The 15,806-nt window shown below is 64.9% G+C and carries 14 protein-coding genes; 6 read left to right on the forward strand and 8 right to left on the reverse strand.

Annotation, left to right across the window (positions count from 1 at the left end; all coding sequences use genetic code 11):
• Window positions 1-13: 13 nt before the first annotated feature.
• The 4 genes from E5Z01_RS20015 to E5Z01_RS11240 all read right to left on the reverse strand — a co-directional run bounded on the left by E5Z01_RS20015 (window position 14) and on the right by E5Z01_RS11240 (window position 4,146).
• On the reverse strand, window positions 14-1,153 hold the full coding sequence (locus tag E5Z01_RS20015; RefSeq protein ID WP_240738325.1) for an HD domain-containing protein: 1,140 nt from the start codon (window positions 1,151-1,153) through the stop codon (window positions 14-16).
• 145 nt (window positions 1,154-1,298) lie between these two features.
• Window positions 1,299-1,661 (reverse strand): c-type cytochrome, encoded by a 363-nt coding sequence (locus tag E5Z01_RS11230; RefSeq protein WP_135229443.1) that lies wholly within the window; start codon window positions 1,659-1,661, stop codon window positions 1,299-1,301.
• An 81-nt stretch (window positions 1,662-1,742) separates the two neighbouring features.
• Entirely contained in the window at window positions 1,743-2,360 is a 618-nt protein-coding gene (locus E5Z01_RS11235; protein WP_135229444.1) for a 3'-5' exonuclease, read from the reverse strand.
• Window positions 2,361-2,388: 28 nt separating this feature from the next.
• A complete protein-coding gene (locus tag E5Z01_RS11240; protein WP_135229445.1) occupies window positions 2,389-4,146 on the reverse strand; it encodes a DUF294 nucleotidyltransferase-like domain-containing protein in 1,758 nt (585 codons plus the stop codon).
• A 376-nt stretch (window positions 4,147-4,522) separates the two neighbouring features.
• On the opposite strand from E5Z01_RS11240, the gene E5Z01_RS11245 reads away from it, so the two are divergent.
• The 5 genes from E5Z01_RS11245 to E5Z01_RS11265 all read left to right on the forward strand — a co-directional run bounded on the left by E5Z01_RS11245 (window position 4,523) and on the right by E5Z01_RS11265 (window position 10,973).
• Window positions 4,523-5,110, forward strand: a complete 588-nt coding sequence (locus E5Z01_RS11245) for a hypothetical protein (protein WP_135229446.1) — start codon at window positions 4,523-4,525, stop codon at window positions 5,108-5,110.
• Window positions 5,111-5,254: 144 nt separating this feature from the next.
• On the forward strand, window positions 5,255-7,783 hold the full coding sequence (locus E5Z01_RS11250; protein ID WP_135229447.1) for a primosomal protein N' family DNA-binding protein: 2,529 nt from the start codon (window positions 5,255-5,257) through the stop codon (window positions 7,781-7,783).
• A gap of 6 nt (window positions 7,784-7,789) precedes the next feature.
• Entirely contained in the window at window positions 7,790-8,224 is a 435-nt protein-coding gene (locus tag E5Z01_RS11255; RefSeq protein ID WP_135229448.1) for an SMI1/KNR4 family protein, read from the forward strand.
• 126 nt (window positions 8,225-8,350) lie between these two features.
• Window positions 8,351-9,754 carry a DEAD/DEAH box helicase family protein gene (locus E5Z01_RS11260; protein ID WP_135229449.1) on the forward strand — a complete coding sequence of 468 codons (1,404 nt, stop codon included), beginning with the start codon at window positions 8,351-8,353 and terminating at the stop codon, window positions 9,752-9,754.
• Window positions 9,741-10,973 carry a DUF790 family protein gene (locus E5Z01_RS11265; RefSeq protein WP_135229450.1) on the forward strand — a complete coding sequence of 411 codons (1,233 nt, stop codon included), beginning with the start codon at window positions 9,741-9,743 and terminating at the stop codon, window positions 10,971-10,973. The genes E5Z01_RS11260 and E5Z01_RS11265 overlap by 14 nt, the downstream gene beginning before the upstream one ends.
• On the opposite strand, the gene E5Z01_RS11270 is transcribed toward E5Z01_RS11265, so the two are convergent.
• Window positions 10,960-12,429, reverse strand: a complete 1,470-nt coding sequence (locus E5Z01_RS11270) for a serine hydrolase domain-containing protein (RefSeq protein WP_167757881.1) — start codon at window positions 12,427-12,429, stop codon at window positions 10,960-10,962. The genes E5Z01_RS11265 and E5Z01_RS11270 overlap by 14 nt on opposite strands.
• Window positions 12,430-12,554: 125 nt before the next feature.
• Window positions 12,555-13,412, reverse strand: a complete 858-nt coding sequence (locus E5Z01_RS11275; RefSeq protein WP_135229452.1) for an alpha/beta hydrolase family protein — start codon at window positions 13,410-13,412, stop codon at window positions 12,555-12,557.
• Between the two features lie 179 nt (window positions 13,413-13,591).
• Here E5Z01_RS11275 and E5Z01_RS11280 point away from each other — a divergent pair, with 179 nt between their 5' ends.
• On the forward strand, window positions 13,592-14,233 hold the full coding sequence (locus E5Z01_RS11280) for a CGNR zinc finger domain-containing protein (protein WP_135229453.1): 642 nt from the start codon (window positions 13,592-13,594) through the stop codon (window positions 14,231-14,233).
• Here the strand turns inward: E5Z01_RS11280 and E5Z01_RS11285 are convergent.
• Together E5Z01_RS11285 and E5Z01_RS11290 are read right to left on the reverse strand one after the other, a co-directional pair.
• Window positions 14,208-14,834 (reverse strand): helix-turn-helix domain-containing protein, encoded by a 627-nt coding sequence (locus E5Z01_RS11285; protein ID WP_135229454.1) that lies wholly within the window; start codon window positions 14,832-14,834, stop codon window positions 14,208-14,210. The genes E5Z01_RS11280 and E5Z01_RS11285 overlap by 26 nt on opposite strands.
• Before the next feature lie 3 nt (window positions 14,835-14,837).
• Window positions 14,838-15,788, reverse strand: coding sequence for a WD40 repeat domain-containing protein (locus E5Z01_RS11290; protein ID WP_135229455.1), 951 nt, complete (start codon window positions 15,786-15,788; stop codon window positions 14,838-14,840).
• Between the last annotated feature and the right edge of the window lie 18 nt (window positions 15,789-15,806).

Genomic DNA, 15,806 nt, shown 5'->3' on the forward strand with positions numbered 1-15,806 from the left:
TTTGGCAAATGCTTTAACGCAGCAGGCGTTCAGTCAGGCCGGGCAGCAGGCGGTAGATGTTCACGCCGCACGCCTCATCAACCTGCTGCTTGAGGTTCAGGGCGGCCCGCCATTTGGCCGGCGTATGCGCGTTCACGCTGTAGCGCAGGGCCACGTCCACCAGGCGTTCCTGAACAGTGCAAAAACCGTCCGGCAGGGCCAGCGCGTCGCACAGTTGCAGCAGGCGGTCTTCCTCGGTCTGCTGGGCACTGTCCAGGGCCTGACGCAGGCGTTCCCACTCGGCGGGCGTACCGTCCCACTCGCCTTGCAGGGTGGAGAGGTCGGGAATCACGAACGAGTGAGTCAGGGCCACGCGGGCCGCCTCCGGATAGCCCAGTTGCTGCAAATAGTCGTACCCGTCGAGAATGTGGCGGTCTTTATTCGGCCCGCTTCTACGTCCGATGTCATGCAGGAGTCCCAGCGTATGCGCCCGCACCGGATCGAGGTGGGGATGGTGCTCGGCAATCAAGCGGGCGGCCAGCGCCACGTTCCGCGAATGCGCCACCCACGGGCCAGGATTCATTCGCTCGGCTTCCAGGAGCAGCTTTTCGGCTGTCGCGGGGTCCGGCAGGCCTCCCGAAGTTCGCTGGGGCGTCAGGTTGAGCAGGCAGGTCAGGTCGTCCAGCGACAGCACATGGCTGCTGGGCGCATTCGGCCGGGGGTCGGTTTTGCGGCGCTGATACGTGTGCGCGGGCTGCTGGATCAGGCGTTTGATCTCCGGCAGCGTGGCGCTCCACACGCCGCGCAGCGGTTCGACCGACTGGTCACGCCACGTCAGGGTCGTCCAGTGCACATGAAACAGAATCACCGCGTCCGGGTACAGGCGCTCGTAACGGCGAATGTCCTTGTCGTTCAGCGTCACCGCCCGGCCCGGATTCTTGCCGTAGCGGGCCGCCGTGAAAAACGGGGTGTTCTGCGTTTTCAGGTCGGCCGGCACCTCCTGGCCGCCGGGCAGGGTCAGCAGCAGATCGATGGCCGTCTTATCGCTGGCTTTCGCCGGATTCAGGCGCACCGGCAGGTGGTGCTGCGCGGCCAGTTTCAGAAATTCCTGCTCCTGGCGTTCGCCGTGCTCGTACCAGTACGGGCGGTCTTCGGTGTCGTGAATGCCACCCATAGATCAGAGAGTACACCGGGTCAGGCGGCCTTGAATAAGGGAAGACGATTCATCTTCTGGTGTTTAGAACGGGTAGAAAAGAGGAGACACAATTGAACGGCGCGCTGTGAAATGGGGCGCCGTTGCCGAACATATTCACTCCGGATTACTTGACTGTTTTCAGGAAACTTTGCAGGTTCCGGAGTTCGGTGTCCGTCGGTTGACGTCCCAGGTGGGGCCGGAACCCTCTGGTGTACCTCGGCATGGTCAGGGCCAGGGGGCGGCCGTCCAGCCCTTTGCCTTGAAGGACAGCGCGTTTAAAAGAGGCCAGTGAACCCTGCCCGGCCCTGCGAATGTTGGGGGCCAGGCCACCCTGCACGTTCAGGCCGTGACAGCCGACGCAATTGGCGAAATAGATGGCTCGGCCGGCCTGTGCGGTGGGTGACAGGGCCGGCTGGGCCGGGGACTTCGCGGGAAGGGCCGCGGCCAGGCCAGACCACAGCAGAACGAGTAGAGCACGCCTGAGCATATCTGGATGCTAGCGAAGTTGGCCCGCTGTACGCGGTGAAAAAAGCCGAAATAGGGGTACCCCCAGTGGCTGCCTGCCAGCTTACCCGAACAACCCCAGCCACCCCCCGCCGTACCCGCTCAGGCGCGTGAATTCCTTGACTGTGCTGGCGCGGCCCTTTCTCTCCAGTTCGGTGGCGATCACCAGGAACACCTGCGCGGTGATCAGGGCGTCGGCCAGGGCGTCGTGCTCGCCGTACACGCTGACGCCAAAACGCCGGGCCAGGGCCGTCAGGGTGTAGGCGTCCCGTCTGGCGGTCTGGGTGGTCTGCCCCCCCTTGAGATGGCCGTCCAGCGCCAGCGCCAGCATCAGCGTGTCCACCGTCGGCGGCGGTTTCATGCCCCAGCGTTTCAGGAAGCCGCGCTCCAGTTCGGCGTAGTGCGCGATCATGACCCGACCATTCAGGTGCGCCGCCAACGACCCGCGCACCTCAAGCACGTCCGGGGCGTCCTGCAGGCGCTCGGCACTGAGCCCGTGAATCGCCACCGAAGCGCCCTGAAACGGCCGGGTCGGGCGCACCCACGATGCCCATGCACCCCCCAGCACTGCCCGCTCGCCGCGCAGCGGCACCAGCCCCACCTGAATCACCTCGTCACGCGCCGGGTTCATGCCGGTAGACTCGAAGTCGAGCGCGACGAACTCGGCGCTGCGCCAGGTCACAGCGGCTCCTCGCCCTCGGCCCTCTGCCTCACAGTCCCCCCACCTGCGGGGCCAGCACCGCCTGCACCCGCCCGATCAGCTTGTAGATTTCGCGCAGGTGAACTTCCTGCGGGCCGCTCAGGTTGTCGAGGGGCAGACGGGTCGAGAGTGCCTGCCCGCTGGACAGTTGCGCCATCTGCAGCTCCATGCGCAGGTCGAGCAGGTAACGGTACGCGCCCAGCAGGTCGGCCCGCGTGTCCGGGTGCAGCAGGCTCTCGCCAGGAGCCTGGAGGCGCACGAAGGTGCTGGCACTCTGCTCGCCCACGCGCAGGGCGTGCAGCCGCGCCAGGTCGATAATGAAAGCCAGCCCCTGGGTCTTGAGGTCAAGGGCGTGATCCGCGTCTGTACGGAGGCGTTGCCGGAAGCCCAGCGGTGGGCGGTGACTCACGGCCAGCCTCGTCAGGTGGGCCATGAAGGATGGGTTCTGCCCGGCGCTTAGGCGGGCGTCCCTGCCGGCCCGGACATCCAACTCACCTGCCACCACGCGCGGGTCGAAGAAGATGGTCACGTTCAGCAGCGCCTGCGGGTCGGGGATACTTTGCCACTCCTGCATCTGCGCCACGTACCCTTCCAGCGTGAAGGTGTGGCGCGAGGCCATCACCCCGCCCTGGCAGGCGTCCAGGCCCGCCTGCACCAGAATCTCCTCGACCCTGAGCGCGAACGTCTGAAAATACGGGCGGTGCACCTCGTCGGCAATGACCAGGTGGTGATCCTGGTCGGGGTTCAGGCCCGCCTCGCGCCGGGCGATGCTGCCCAGCAGCACCCAGGCATACGGCCCCGGCGCTGGCCCCAGTTCCGCCTCCACCAGTTGCAGTGTGCGGCGGTACAGGGCGTCGTAGGCGTAACTCGCCAGGCGCGAGAGGTGCTCGGCCCGCTGCCCGGCGCGGTACAGGTTGGCGGTGTACTCGGGAAGTTTGCGGGCATACGCCATCAGTTCGTCCACGCCCTCGGCGTCCAGCAAGTCTTGAACGACATACCCCACCCCCTGCGTCTGCAGGCGCAGCAGGTCGGCGGTGCCCAGGATGCCCACCAGCTCCCCGCCGCGCACGATGGGCAGGTGGCGAATGTTGTGCCGGAACATGAAATTCAGCGCCGAGAGGGCCGGTTGCTCGTCCGGCAGCGTTCTGGCGGGAACCGTCATCACCTGCGACACCAGGGTGGATGGGGGCAACCCTTCGGCCAGCACCCTGTTGCGCAGGTCCTTGTCCGTGATGATTCCGAACACCCCACCCTCCAGCTTCACCATCAGGGAACTGATGCGGTGCTCACGCATTTTCGCCGCCGCCTGCTGCACCGTCATGTCCGGCATCGCCAGTTCTGCCGGGCGCATCACGTCCCCCACCGGCACGCTGGAGAGGTCGAGGCTCTGCCCCGGCTGGTTCAGGCGCGACGACAGCGCCGACGTCAGAAAATGCTGAATGGTCGGGTTCGAGAGCCACTGCGCGGCTTTTTCGGGCGGCATCACGTACAGCCAGGTGTCCACCAGCGCCCGCGCCTGCCCGGTGCGGACACCACCGCCCACCGTCTCGCCCTCGCTGTACTCCTCGCCGTTCAGGCTCAGTTCGCCGCGCCGCACGATAAACAGCCCGCCCGACACGTCGAAGGCCGCGCCGCTCGGGCGGTAGAGCACCTCCAGGTCGCGCACCAGCGCCTCCAGCGTCCGCGCGTCCAGCGCACTGAACGGCGGGTACGCCCGCAGAAAACGTTCGTGGTCGTGCAGGCCGACTCGGCTGGCCTCTGTGGTCACGCTGCTGCCCCCTCTGAAGCTGTTGAAGTCGCCCGCAGTTTAAAGCATGAGACAGGAGAACGAGGTGCTTTCTGGCCGAGTGGAGCGAGTGAATTCAGACGAGCAGGAAGGAGAATGGAGTCATACGGAGTGCCCTTCCACGGATGACGGAATTCGGAGAACTGCTCTACGCCGTCGGGAGGGAGAAAGTGCCCTGCTCAGGAGGTAGGGGAAAGCGGGAATCTGGCGCCGTTTACCGAATGTGCTTCCACTCCACTGCGCCGCCCCCGCGCCAGGCAAAAGGTTTTCGCCGTGTTACTGTGAGTGAATTTGACCGGTTTTTACTGTCAAGCGCACGCCAGTACACTGATGTAATCACGTCGAAAAGGGGGCAGGAATGTTCAGAACAGCACGCAGCGTTCTCCTCGTATCAAGTTTGGGTGGCCTGGCCTGTGCGCAGCAATCCACCCTGAACGCCGCTGAAATCTGCGCCGCGAATCCCCGCGTGGAGGCTTACGGCATGCTGGCCTGGGGTGAATTTGAAGGGGTGTCCATGCCTTACGACCTGACCTGCCCAGACTTCCGTCTCTGGACGGCTGGCAAGCGCGTCATGGTCAAGGCCACGGACATCAAAACGGCCCTGGCCCTGTTCGGTGAGGCGTCCATGTTCATGTCGTACTACGCGGACTTGTTCATCCACTATGACGGGCAGGGCAAAATTACCGCCGATCCGGTGCGAGGCGTAACAGACGCGGTTCTCGATGATCTTTTCCGCCTCAAGATCACGGTCACCCCCCGCCACGGGCAGCCCCACCTGCTGCTGAACAATGCCATGCCTCACTCCCTGACGCTGCCCGCCGATCAACCCTTCACCATCGACCTGGCCGTGACCGATGCCGCCAGCGCTTTTCCCCTGGCGTGGCAACACATTGAAATTGACCCGGCCCGCGCAACCATATCCGCGGAACTCGGCGAGCAGCAGTAGCCGCGGCAGCAAACGGCCCCCAGCGCCTCTTCGGGCATTCAAGCACGCAGCCGTTCGGGGTCTGCCTCTCGTACCACATCCCTGGCTTTCTTGCACCCATTTTCCTTGCTGTCTGATTTTTCCTGACACGCTAGCCTTGAGCTTGTGACGCCGCCCGCCGCTTCCCCAAAACCGTGGCTGGTGGTGGTGCCTTTGCCGCTGGGCGCGGTGGATTTCCTGCCGCCGCACGACTGGCGCAATCGGGATGGGCGCAATCGGGATGGGTGCGGGGCGGTTCCGGTGGGGTGCCGCGTGCTGGTGCCGTGGCGCGGGGAACTGGTGGTGGGTCTGGTGGTGGGCGAGGCCGAACCGAAGGGTGCCCACCGCCTGCGCGAGGTGGTTCACGTGCTGGACAGACCGGAAAATGGCGGCCCGTGGGTGAATCCCGGCACGGTGGCGGGCGTCATGGCCTGGGCGCACGACTCGCGTATTCCCGCCGGGCTGATCTGGTCTGACCTGCTGGGCGTCGGCTGGGAGTCAGATGACTTCCACCGGGTGCGGGCGGTGGGGGGCGCTGACCTGAGCATGTTCGCCAAGAAGGTGCCGGGCGCGGACTGGACGGACGCCGAACATTTTGCCCCCGCGTTGCTGGACGCCGTGCGTGAGCAGGGGCTTTTGGAGGAAGCGTTCACGCCGAGGCCCCGCCTGAAGACGGTGGTGCAGGCGCGTGAACTGAAGGATGTTCCCCCGGCGGCCCGGACGGCCACGGTCATTCAGGCGATGGAGCCTAATCGGAAACTGACGCCCAAGCAGGCTCACGCCCTGAGCTGGCTCGCGGCGCACGGCCCGGCGGACTCGCTGAGCGCCTGGGCCAAAGGCGCGGAGGTCAGCAACGGCGTGGTCACCAACCTGCTGAACGCGGGCGCGGCAGAGTACGCCTTCGTGCAGGCCCCGCCGCCCGCCGCCTGGGCGTGGCTGCGCGAGAACGGCCCGGTGGATACGGTGGCGGCGTGGGCGCAGGGCGCGGATCTCAGCCCCACGGCGGCGGGGGCGCTGGTGGCACGCGGCTGGGCCGACAGCCTGCGGGTGGAGGCCCCCGCGCCGGACTTGCCCGCGCCCGCCACGCAGGTGGACATTCCGCTGCTGGACGAGCTGCCCGAGGCTCCCGTCTGGCGTTTGCACGGTGGGCGAGCAGCCGAGCGCTTCCGCGCCCTGGCCCCCCGCGTGTCGCGCCTGCTGGGGCAGGGGCGGGGCGTGCTGGTGGTCGCGCCCGATCACGCCACGCTGCGCCGCGCCTGGGATGGCCTTTCCGGGCTGGCGGACGTGAGCGGTACGCGGGCCGTGCAGGTCACCGGAGAATTGAAAGACGTACAACGCGCCGAAACCTGGAGGCTAATTCGCAGCGGCGCGGCGCGGCTGGTCATCGGCAGTTCTCACGCGCTGGTCGCGCCCGTGTCCGACCTGGCGCTGGTGGTAGTGCTGGAGGAGGGCAGCGACGCCCACAAGCTCCTGAGCGGCTCCCGCGCCTTCATTCCCGACGTGGCCAGGCGCATTTCCGCCGCGCAGGACGCCTCTTGCGCCTTCGTCGGCACTGCCCCCGCGGCCGAGAGTGTCCCCGCGCCCGGCAAGGTGCTGGCGCCGCCCCGCGCCCGCGTGCATGTGGTGGATTACGCCAACCCGCCCGAGCAGCCCGAACTGGGGCCGCTGTCCAGCGTTCACCTGACGCCCGGGGATCTGGGGTATCCCCTGAGCCACGACCTGGCCCGTTTGCTGCGGCAGGTGCAGGAGCGCGGTCGGCAGGCGGCCCTGCTGGCGCCCCGGCGCGGGTACTCGGCGCTGCTGCGCTGCCCGAACTGCGAGCACACACCGCACTGCAAGAACTGCGACGTGCCGCTGCGTTTTCACCAGCAGACGCGCGAGATGACCTGCCACCAGTGCGGTTATCACGAGCCCATCCCGGACCGCTGCGACCACTGCGGCGAGCGCATGTGGAAAGCCAAAGGCCCCGGCACCGAGTGGATCGCGCAGGAGGTGCGCCGGCTGCTGCCAGGGTTCCCGGTGTACCGGCTGGACAAGGATCATCAGGACGACCTGGCGCCCATCTACGCGGGGGAGGGCGGCGTGGTGGTGGCGACCCAACTGCTGCTCTCGCAGGACGTGCCGCCCAACCTGGCTTTGATCGGCGTGACGCTGGCGGACACCTGGCTGAACGTGTCGGACTTCCGCGCCAGTGAGCGTTACCACCGCCTGCTGCGGCACCTGCTGGAGTGGCACCCCACCCGCGCCCCCATGCTGCTGGTGCAGACCTTCCAGGCCGATCACCCGGCGCTGAAGGTGGTGGTGGAGGGACGCGACGCCCTCGCTTACCCCCTGGCTGAGGAACGCGCCCGCAAAGAACTGGGCTACCCGCCGCACGCCCGCCTGGCTCAGATCGAGGTGACCGCCCGCGAGGCCGCCCGCGCCAGCGCCGCCGCACACGAACTGGCCGCCGCCCTGCACGGCGCTGGCGCCACGGAACTGGAGGTGCTCGGCCCCGCACCCAGCCCGGTGGCCCGCCTGCGCGGCGTGTACCCGTACCACCTGTTCCTGCGCGTCCGGAACGACACGCGCATGGGTGAACTACTGAAGGTCATCGACTCCCGCACCTGGAAAGCCCGCGTGCGGGTGGACGTGAACCCGCGCGGGGGGCTGTAATGAAGCATGAACTTTCACTCCAACGTTGAAATTCGAGACCTTGGGTCATTACAAACACGCGATGAACAGGCTGAACATCTGGTCGTCTTTTCAAGTGTGCCAGAGGCTTACCTGGAGCTCTACAGGCAGTATGGCGCGGCAACGCTCGTGTTCAGAGGTGAATCTGGGCACGTCACGTATGACATAAAACATCCCATTGAAGCCGCGGAGTTTTACCACCTGTTCCTTGACGATGGTAGGATACCCGCTGATCTTTTCCCCTTTGCCGCTGGAATGGGAGCGACCACCCTCTACGCGGGTGAACTTAAGGGAAAAAATGGAGTGTACTTCTGTTTTGACAGTTATCTAGGGCGAGAAGAAATGGAATTTGTTTCATCCTCTCTACCAGCTCTTTTGATGCGGGGAGAAGGTATAGAGCGCTTGATTGAACTTGAGCGTTAGTAACGAATTGGGGATTTCGCCGTTATCCGAAGCTGATTTCCCACCCAATGCATGGTATTATTCTGTTATGAACGTAATCCGGTTTTATCTGACTGTGCCCCTTCCAGCCAATCTCTAATCTGACGTATGCCCCGCCCGGTCAACCTCACGCTGAGTCGCGGTACGCTCGTCATGTACGACGCGCCGGACGCAGTGGCGCCCCTGTTCACCTGGGACGCCCGCAGCCAGTGCTACCGCGCCAAGGGGCAGGCGTACCGCACCGTCATGGAAACGCTGATGGCCGCCGGCATCCCTGTGCGCGATCAGGCGGCTGACTTCGAGAAACTGACCCTGCCGCTGGCCCGCGAGACGCCGCCTTACCCGCACCAGATTCGTGGCCTGAACGCCTGGAAGAAGGCCAGGCGTCAGGGCGTGGTGGTGCTGCCTACCGGGGGAGGCAAGACCTTCCTGGCGCAGCTCGCCATGCGCGACACGCCCCGCAGCACGCTGATCTGCGTGCCCACCCTCGACCTGATGGGCCAGTGGTACTCAGGACTTCTCGCGGCCTTCCCCGACGCCAACATCGGCCTGCTGGGCGGCGGCAGCCGCGACGAGACGCCCATTCTGATCGCCACCTACGACTCGGCCACGCGCTACGCCGAGGAACTCGCCGGACGCTACGCCCTCTTGATCTGCGACGAGGTTCACCACCTGCCCAGCGACTTTTACCGCACCATTGCGGAGATGAGCCTGGCCCCGTACCGCCTGGGCCTCTCGGCCACGCCCAAACGCTCAGATGGGCGCGAGGCCGACCTGGACACCCTGATCGGCCCCATCGTGTACGCCGCCTCGCCAGACGAACTGGCCGGGAACACCCTCGCGCCGTACCACGAGGAAATCATCAAGGTCAGGCTCAGCCCGAACGAGCAGGCGAAATACGACGACCTGATCCGCCAGCGCAACGATTTTCTGCGGCAGAGCAACATCAATATCTCCTCCATCGACGGCTGGAAGGATTTCATCCGCGCCGGCAGCACCCCCCAGGGCCGCGCCGCCATGCTGGCGCACAACCAGGCCAAGAACCTCGCGTACGGCACCGAGGGGAAACTGCGCGTCATGGAGGAACTTCTCGCCAACCACGCCGACGAGCGGGCCATCATCTTCAACCGCGACAACGCCACGGTGTACCGCATCAGCCGCGAGTTCCTGATCCCGTGCATCACGCACGAGACGCCCATGAAGGAACGCCACGCCACCCTGGAAAAATTCAAGGCCGGCGAGTACCAGTGGCTGGTCACCGCCAACGTGCTGGACGAGGGCGTGGACGTGCCGGAAGCCAGCGTGGCCATCGTCCTGTCCGGCACCGCCACCGAGCGGCAGTACATTCAACGCCTGGGCCGCATCCTGAGGCGCTCGAAGAATAAACACGCCGTGCTGTACGAGGTCATCACCGAGGGTACGTCCGAGGAGCGCGTCAGCCAGCGGCGGCGCGGCCTGGACGGGCAGGCGTTCAGCGAACCCGACTGGGAGAACGTGAATGCTCCCCACTGACCTGCTGCGCTTCCGCATCAAGGACGGGCTGGCCCTGCCGTACCGCGTGAAACCCACGCCGACCAACCTCAAAATGGCGGAACTGGTGATCGCCACCTACGAGGGGAACATCGGCAAACGCCGCCTGGAACTGAAGGGGCAACTCGCGGAACTGGAGGCCGGGCGGCAGGACTGGAAGGCCGTGCGCGGCATGGCGCACCTGCTGGGCAACATGAGCACCTTCGAGACGGGTGTGAGCCTGGAACCGGGCATCGTGCGTGCCCGTGCCTTCGCGCTGGCGCAGGGGCAACCCCCCAGCCGCCGCCGCGCCGGGGAACTGCTGGAACAACTCTCCCGCGAACTCCCCAGCCCGCAACCCGTGACCGCCCAGGACGTGCAGGAGGCGCTGTACGGCGACCTGGAAGACCAGCAGCTCCTGACCGTCTTCGACCCGCCCACGCCCGCCGAGCTGTGCCAGCGCCTGGAACTCGCCTACGCCCAGGGGATGCTGTACCGCGCCGTGAACCTGATCATCACCGCGCGGCGCAACGAACCCGCGCACTACAAGCAGATTCTGCGTTACCTGAAGCTGTTCGGCCTGATGGCCACCGTCGAGGGGGACGCCAACCACGGCTTCACCCTCACGCTGGACGGCCCCATGAGCCTCTTCCAGAACACCACCCGCTACGGCCTGGCGATGGCCAAATTTCTGCCCGCGCTGCTGCACGTCACCAAATGGGACTTGAGCGCCACTCTCAAGCCCCTCAAACTCGCCTGGCTGGAGGAACACGACAGCGAATGGTCGTTCCAGTTGACCTCCGAGGACGGCTACGTGAGCCACTACAAGCCCCCCGAGGAACACGACAGCGCCCTGGAGAGCGGCTTCACCGAGCGTTTCCAGAAACTCGACACGCCCTGGCAACTGGAGCGCGAGGTCGACCTGGTGCCGGTGCCCGGCAGCGTGATCCTGCCCGACTTCCGCCTCGTTCACCCTGAAGGCCGCAGCGCCCTGGTCGAGATCGTGGGCTACTGGCGGCCCGACTACCTGCGCAAGAAGTTCGACCTGCTGAAGAAATCAGGCCGTCAGGACGTGATCGTGTGCATCTCCGAGCGGCTGCAACTGGATAAAGCCGGGGTCGACCCCTCGGAACTGGGCGACCGGGCGGTGTGGTTTAAGGGCGTGCTGCCACCCAAAGAAGTGCTGGCGGTAGCGGAACGGGTAGCGGTCATGGCCGCGTAACTGGTGCTCTTCTTCGTGTGGTTATCCGCAATTTGTAGGCCGTTCCAGCCGCATTTAAACCAGCCAGCGTTAACATCCACCAAGCCAGGTCGGGTGAACTTCGCAGCATTTCCGACCAGGTGACCCGCATCAGCAGCGGCACGCCGATCAGCAGGGCGATCAGGCCCAGAAGCTCCCAAGCGATCTCACGCGAGAGCGCGGCCCGAGGTCGTTCCTGTGCGGGGACCCTCCAGCGTTTCAGGCCCAGCAGTTTCCGGAGTTCTGCCCACAGAACCAGGGCAGCGGCCAGCGTGACCACCAGGTACATCATTGAAAGATTCAGCGTCTGCGAGGGCAGCGGTTGGCCCAGCAGCGAGCGGGCCAAGCCATCCGCCACGCGGTGACTGGTGGCCGCCAGGGGAAACGGTAGCGCCGTGGACGCATTGGTCAGCACCACCACACCCGCCTTCAGGTCAGGCAGCATGACCAGTTTTCCCCGGTAGTGCGGCAGAACGCCGCCGTGGTGAATGACCCGCGTGTTCTGGCCCTGACGGTCAGGCCAGATGCTGACGCGCCAGCCCATCGCGTAAGAAAAACCGTCACCTGGCGCAGTCGGCGTGAACAATCGCTTCAGGCCCTGCCGGGAAATGACGCCGGGAATGCCATCTTCCTGCATCAGCGCCTGAAGGTACGTCGCCAGGTCTGCCGCGCTGCTGATCAGGCCCGCCGTGGGCAGACGATCCCGTTCAAACGGCAGGTTGGCGGCCACCGGAAAGCCGAACCAGTAACGGTGACCGCTGGCTAAATTCAGCGCGTGCGTGCCATCGGTGAAACTGTGCGTCATCTTCAGCGGGTCGAAAATCCGGTGCTGAATGACCTCACCGTAAGGCTCCCTGGTAACGCGCTCAATCAGTACGCCCAGCACCTGATACCCCACGCTGGAGTACGTGTGCTGGGTGCCAGGTGGGTGCTGAAGCTTCACGTTGCTCAGGGCAGGCAGATGCTCGGCCAGCGTGCCCAGATGCTGGGTGGCGGCCACCTGGGCGGGCAGGCCAGAGGTGTGATTCAGCAGTTGCGCCACCGTGATCCGCTGGGAGGCGGCCTCATCTGCCACCCGGAATTCAGGCAAATAACGCTGCACCGGGGCGGTCAGATCCACTTTGCCCTCCTCGACCAGTTGCATGACCGCCAGCGCCGTGAAGGACTTGCTCATGGAACCCAGGACGAATGTCGTCCGGGGCGTCAGTGGCTGCCCCGCCTGACCGTACTGGCGAAACGTCACGCCACCCGGCTGAATGATGGCCAGCGAGACGCCCGGCACGCGATGCGCCTTCATTTCCCGCACCACGTAGGTGTCGATAGCCGCCAGCTCAGGCGGGGATAGGGTGGCTGCGCCTACCGGGAAAGAAGCGCAGGAAGCCACCATCAGGGCCAGAGCACGGCAGACCTTGAACAGTCCTGGCAATAAGGGCGACATGGGTTCCTGAGTTCTCCTTGACCAGCGTTTCTTTTGACGGACACGAGTGAAGCGAGGTCTTGATGGCTGTTGAGCTTCCGCGCCTTCAACATGGGCTTCCAGCATGGCGACCAGGAAGCCTGCCTTTACGGTTGCAGGTTCAGGTCGCGGGTCAGCCAGGCCAGCCGGTCGGCCTGCGCCGCGGCGCTGACCATGTCGTGTCCAGCGTCGTAGAACTTGCGTTCACCTTTCTTCGGGAGGGCGTTCATGATCACCAGTGAGTCGGCCCTGGACACGTAAGGGTCACCGTTGGCGAATTGCCCCAGCACATTCACGTTCTTCAGTTGCGCCAGGTAGTCGGTCAGGTCAAGGACGGCGTTCTGACGCAGGTACTCCACTTTCGAAGTGGGCTGCTTGACGAAGAAAGCCCAGTTGGTGAAACTCTGCGTCATTGCGATCAGCACGGCGCTGCGGACACGGCCATCCAGGGCCATGGCTACGGCTCCGTACATGCCGCCGTAATCGTGGCCGACAAAACCGATGCGCTGGCTGTCCACACCGGGCTGGGCGGCCAGCAGGTCGAAGGCGCGGCGCAGGTCGATCACCTGCTGAATGGACTGGTGGTAATCCTGATCGACGTTCCGGGTGGGATACCAGTCAGGATCGGCCCACATGGCGTTGACCAGCAGCGATACCGTGCCTTTCCGGGCCAGCGTGACCGCTTCCTCCAGAAACTCGCTGCGATCCGAGTTCTTGTCGCCCAGCCAGTGAACCCACAGGACACCCGCGAAGGGGCCGGAGCCGTCGGGAACGACCAGATAGGCTTTCATGGCGGGTCGATCCGGGGACAGTTGAAGGGTGATATCGCGGATGCTGATCCTGTCGCGGCGCTCCAGGCCGTCATCGCTGATGCTGGGTTTGATGTTCGGGTCGTAGTGAAAAAGGGCGGCACGCTGGGCGAAGGTTGGGCTGACAGTCTGGGCCTGGGAAGCGGTGACGGTCATCAGAAAAACTCCGATCAGAACAGCCAAAAAAGAACGTAGGAAGACGGGCCGGGTGAAGGTCATGGTCAACTTCCTTCTGGTCAGTCCCGTGCTGGACTAACCATCTAATTTGTGTACACCGGTTAAGTGTAGAAGGAGGAGGCTTAACCTGTCAAACTGAATTAGGGAGTTACGAAGAAATGGGTTTTGAAGGACTGACTTTGCTGGGCGGACGACTCTGCCTGGACTTCTGCAACACCGCCGCCTACCGCGCCACCGCCCAGGAACAGGAGTTTCTGAAAGGGGGTTACGCCGACCTGCTTGACTGGTGCATCTACGCCGGAACGCTCAGCGAACCCGAATCTACGCGACTGAAAGGGCAGGCACAGAATCATCCAGCGCAGGCGCAGCAGACTTTTCGAGACGCCTTAAAACGGCGGGCCACGCTGTATAGCCTGTTTCATCACCTGGCGCAGGCAGAAGCCATTCCCCCCGAATTCCTGCAAGAACTCAACGCGGCCCAGCAGCATGCCATGAGCCGTCGCCAGTTGATCCGCCAGCCGGACGGTACCTTCACCTGGACGTGGTTGCCCTGCACAGCGCTGTCAGACGTGCTTGACCCCATCGTTGCCTCGGCCAGCGAATTGCTGGTGGAAGGTGACCTGAGCCGCGTGCGGCAATGCCCCGGTTGCGGCTGGCTCTTCTACGACAGCAGCCGCAACCGTTCACGCACCTGGTGCGACATGCAGTTCTGCGGCAACCGGGCCAAAGCCCGCCGTCACCTGGCAAAAATTCGGACTCAAACCACCCCGTCTGCTAATACGGGGCCGGGTAAAGCGTGAGGCGCAGCAGGTAATTGCTGTCCTGCCCGGTTCGTTCAGCCTGCGCCTGATAAATGGCCCACAGTTGCGCCTGTAACGTCTTCGCTTCCTCAAAGGTCAATTTCAGTGGCGTATGAAGGTCAATGATCGCCGGAGCCTGCCGAGTCTGTAATTGCTCGTGGGTACCCGCGCTCTGCTGTGGGGCAGAGATTTCCGTGACTACACGAGTCTCGTCCGGGTAAACCAGCAGACCCCAGCGCCCCCGCGCCAGCATAGCGGCCCGGCTGGCCCGCACCTTCGCGGTGAAGGCGTCTTCATCCGCGTGTAAAAGCAGGTCAGGGCCGCCGGGAATCAGGTCGCCCGGCACAAACAGCGGCAGCGGTAACCGGTAAATCTTCTGTCGACGGCCTCGCCGGGGTTGTTCCCCCGTAACTTCCAGCAGGCCCGCCCTGACCCCCCGCCGCACGCGGTACAGCACAGCATCCGGTTCCAACCCCAGGCTGTGGGCTGCGCCTGTGACGGTATTGCCCTCGCCACGAAAAGCCGCCAGGACACGCCGGGTGGCCGGATCAATCAGCAGCCTCGCGGCCAGGGGGTTCTGTACGCTCTGCCAGTCGCTCATGCTTCAGGGTAAACGCCACTGGCGCACGTGCGTGTCCTCGCCAGCGGTCAAGGAGAACTGTCCGTCCGGGGTCACGGTGACCCACCATAGTTCCTGATTCACCTGTGCTTGGGCAAGCTGCTTACCCGCCTTGACATCCCAGACGTGAATGCCGCCGTCCTCGCCCACCGCGACCAGTTGCGAGCTGTCAGGGGTGAAAGCTGTCCAGCGCGTGTCCTGCCCCCCCTCCAGCACTTTCAGCAGTCGTCCGGAAGCCGGGTCGCGCAGCAGCACCCGCCCGTCCTGGTGGGCGCAGGCCAGCCGCTTGCCGTCCGGCGAAAGGGTGAGGCCATTGACTTCATCCAGGCCGTAGCCGGGTCGCCTGACATGCGTTTTCGGGACATTTTGTTGCCGCCACAGTTGTTGCCCTGTACGGGCGTTCAGGGCGTACACGGCGCTGTCCTCCTGCCCGGTACTCAGAAACAGGGTCTGGCCGTCCAGACTCCACACGGCGGCCATGACATCCCCCTTCAACTGCCCGGAAGGGCCGCCGGGTTCCACGCGCCAGTGACCGCCCGCATCCCCAAGGGCCAGTTTCTGCCCGTCTGGACTCCACGCCAGCCCGAACACCCGTCCGCCCGGTGACGTGAACTTCTGCGGCGCTTTGCTCAGGTCGTTCCACACAAATGCGCCTTCACTGACGCCCGCCACCGCCAGTTTTCCGGCCTGGCTGAAGGTCGCGCCCCAGCCACCCCCATCCCCACCGGGAAGTTCGCGCAGGCGTTTCAGGGTGACCGGATCATAAAGACCCACGTCCCGGAAGGTGCCCACCACCAGCGTTTTGCCATCCGGCGAGAGCGCCACACTCTGCACGCTGTAAGGCAAGGTGACCTGAGCTGCCTCCCAGAGCGGTGTAACGTCAGCCGCCAGGGCGAAACCCTGGGCCACGGTCAGAAACAACAGCATTCTCCGCATGTCTCAGCTTCCCACCGC

Origin of the sequence: Deinococcus fonticola (assembly GCF_004634215.1) — a bacterium.
Classification (GTDB): domain Bacteria; phylum Deinococcota; class Deinococci; order Deinococcales; family Deinococcaceae; genus Deinococcus; species Deinococcus fonticola.

What these genes read in the sequence shown, in the direction of transcription:
- E5Z01_RS11285 (WP_135229454.1), bottom strand. Translation starts at nt 14,834, where the DNA reads ATGAGCGACTGGCAGAGCGTACAGAACCCCCTGGCCGCGAGGCTGCTG.
- E5Z01_RS11270 (WP_167757881.1), bottom strand. Translation starts at nt 12,429, where the DNA reads ATGTCGCCCTTATTGCCAGGACTGTTCAAGGTCTGCCGTGCTCTGGCC.
- E5Z01_RS11265 (WP_135229450.1), top strand. Translation starts at nt 9,741, where the DNA reads ATGCTCCCCACTGACCTGCTGCGCTTCCGCATCAAGGACGGGCTGGCC.
- E5Z01_RS11245 (WP_135229446.1), top strand. Translation starts at nt 4,523, where the DNA reads ATGTTCAGAACAGCACGCAGCGTTCTCCTCGTATCAAGTTTGGGTGGC.
- E5Z01_RS11275 (WP_135229452.1), bottom strand. Translation starts at nt 13,412, where the DNA reads ATGACCGTCACCGCTTCCCAGGCCCAGACTGTCAGCCCAACCTTCGCC.
- E5Z01_RS11260 (WP_135229449.1), top strand. Translation starts at nt 8,351, where the DNA reads ATGCCCCGCCCGGTCAACCTCACGCTGAGTCGCGGTACGCTCGTCATG.
- E5Z01_RS11255 (WP_135229448.1), top strand. Translation starts at nt 7,790, where the DNA reads ATGAACTTTCACTCCAACGTTGAAATTCGAGACCTTGGGTCATTACAA.
- E5Z01_RS20015 (WP_240738325.1), bottom strand. Translation starts at nt 1,153, where the DNA reads ATGGGTGGCATTCACGACACCGAAGACCGCCCGTACTGGTACGAGCAC.
- E5Z01_RS11230 (WP_135229443.1), bottom strand. Translation starts at nt 1,661, where the DNA reads ATGCTCAGGCGTGCTCTACTCGTTCTGCTGTGGTCTGGCCTGGCCGCG.
- E5Z01_RS11280 (WP_135229453.1), top strand. Translation starts at nt 13,592, where the DNA reads ATGGGTTTTGAAGGACTGACTTTGCTGGGCGGACGACTCTGCCTGGAC.
- E5Z01_RS11290 (WP_135229455.1), bottom strand. Translation starts at nt 15,788, where the DNA reads ATGCGGAGAATGCTGTTGTTTCTGACCGTGGCCCAGGGTTTCGCCCTG.